At 42.1% G+C, this 2,126-nt stretch carries 2 protein-coding genes; both read left to right on the top strand.

Translation table 11 applies throughout. The features are described from left to right. Positions 1-267, top strand: a 267-nt coding sequence (locus tag QZY09_RS03635) for a response regulator (RefSeq protein ID WP_295668163.1), incomplete at its 5' end; no start/stop codon positions are given. A 195-nt stretch (positions 268-462) separates the two neighbouring features. Then, complete coding sequence (locus QZY09_RS03630) at positions 463-1,938, top strand: PAS domain-containing sensor histidine kinase (protein ID WP_295668160.1); 1,476 nt, start codon at positions 463-465, stop codon at positions 1,936-1,938. Positions 1,939-2,126 lie beyond the last annotated feature (188 nt).

Here is a 2,126-nt window from a genome sequence, read left to right as displayed (position 1 = left end):
CTGGCTAAATCGCATCCAGAGTTCTCTTTAATATTATCCGATATCAATATGCCAGGCATGACGGGTATTGAAATGCTCTCCAGGATCAGGCATACCTATGAAGACCCGCCACCGGTAGTGATAATGATCTCGGCATACGGTGATGAAGAAAACCGGGCCCACGCTGCACATCACGGGGCTAATGATTTTTTAACCAAACCGGTTGATTTTATCGGGTTGAAGGAAAAGCTTTTGCATCGTAATCTTACTACTACCATCTTCAGATAGGGCTGTCAAATTCGATCAAATACAATGATAAGACTCTTAACAATGGCTTTTCATACTGGTCGTAAATAATATTCCCTGTGGGTTTCCGCTACTTATTAATATTATAACACTTACCTTTATTCGAATTTTCCGCAACTCCCTTTGCTGTAGTAAGTAAAAGCCGTTAGTGGACGGCTTTTAAATCTATTGGTTACAATGCCAAATAACGAACAGCTCTTTCAACAAATATTTAAAATATCCGCAGCATGCCTCCTTCTGAAAGTAAGTGGCTCTGCTTTTACGATCATCGACGCCAGTGATCAATACCTGGCATTAACTTCTACTTCAAGAGCGCAACTCATTGGCAAGGATGTTTTTGAGATATTCCCCGATAAAGAGGATCACCCTGACGGTGCAATCTCGACCCGGAATGCTATCGTAGAGGTAGTTCGTACGGGAAAGCAGTTTGTGATCTCAGATTACTTGTATCACATCCAAGTACCCGAAACTGGCCAGCTGGAACCTTTTTGGTGGACCAGCACATTTGATCCTCTCTATAACGAAAATGGGAAGGTCGATTATGTATTAGGAACAGCAGTTGATAATACTCTTCAGCATATATCAAACTATCATTTGAACGAAGCGGAACAAATACTTCGCCTGGCAATTGAAGCGGCAGATATAGGCACCTGGAGCATAAATGCCGATACAAAAGGAATAGTTTCTTCTGACCGCTCGAAAGAACTCTATGGATTACAAAAAAATGAGCACATAACGATAGACGAAGTAATTTCCGCTATAGATAGCGAGTACCGGGAAAAGGTATTTGACCTGTTAAATCAGTCTTTGCAATCCGATGGATCCCAAAGTTTTGTTATCGATTACCCGGTAAAGGGTATTAAAGACGGCAAAAGGCGTTGGCTACGGTCAAACGCTAAAATGTTTTTTAACATCTCTGGAAATGAACGAGTGTTGTGTGGTACCCTTCTTGATATCACAGATATCAAGCTTGCTGAACAAAACAAAAATGACTTTATTGGCATGGTGAGCCATGAACTTAAGACCCCGCTAACTACAATAACAGCCGTGATGCAGCTAGCGAGGCATAAATTGAAAGAAAGCGATAAAAAACCATTGTTGGATGCTATCGAAAGGGGTAATGTGCAGGTTAAAAGAATGGCCGCGATGATCAAGGGATTCCTTGATATCTCAAGACTGGAGTCGGGCCAAATGATCTTGGAAAGCAGTTTTTTTGATATTGGTAAACTTTTGCATGAGGTGGTTGAGGAGTTAAGGCTAATTGAGCTTGCACATCCCATTACACTAGTTGGGATTAGTGCTACACAGGTCTATGCTGACCGCGTTAAAATCAGTTCTGTAATTTCAAATCTGATCAACAATGCTACGAAATATTCGCCAAACGGAAAACCAATAGTTGTTACCTGCGAAAAAACTGAAGAGGCAGTGAGTGTCAGCGTCCGTGATGAGGGGATCGGGATAAGTCAGCAGGACCTAAACCAAATCTTTGACAGATATTACCGTGCCGGAGGTGCTCATACACGAAATATTTCAGGGTTTGGTATCGGATTGTACCTTAGCTCTGAAATAATCAAAAAGCATCAAGGCAAAATATGGGTGGACACCGCACAAGATGTGGGTAGCACATTTTATTTTACGCTGCCTTTGCAATAGCCTTCAGTTCCGCAAAACACGATCTTGCATCCGTTAACGGCATCATTATGTATCCAGCGGTTCCGAAAAGAGATCAGGGATGGCCTTTATGATTTTGTCTTTGCCCTTTCCGGCGCAGAAGCGCTTGAGCTGCTGGCTAAATCGCATCCAGAGTTCTCTTTAATATTATCCGATATCAATATGCCAGG

The organism is uncultured Mucilaginibacter sp. (genome assembly GCF_903913935.1).
Lineage (GTDB): Bacteria > Bacteroidota > Bacteroidia > Sphingobacteriales > Sphingobacteriaceae > Mucilaginibacter.
The sequence above is the reverse complement of the archived record's forward strand: the minus strand, read 5'-3'. Positions and strand labels throughout refer to the sequence as shown.

What these genes read in the sequence shown, in the direction of transcription:
- QZY09_RS03630 (WP_295668160.1), top strand. Translation starts at nt 463, where the DNA reads ATGCCAAATAACGAACAGCTCTTTCAACAAATATTTAAAATATCCGCA.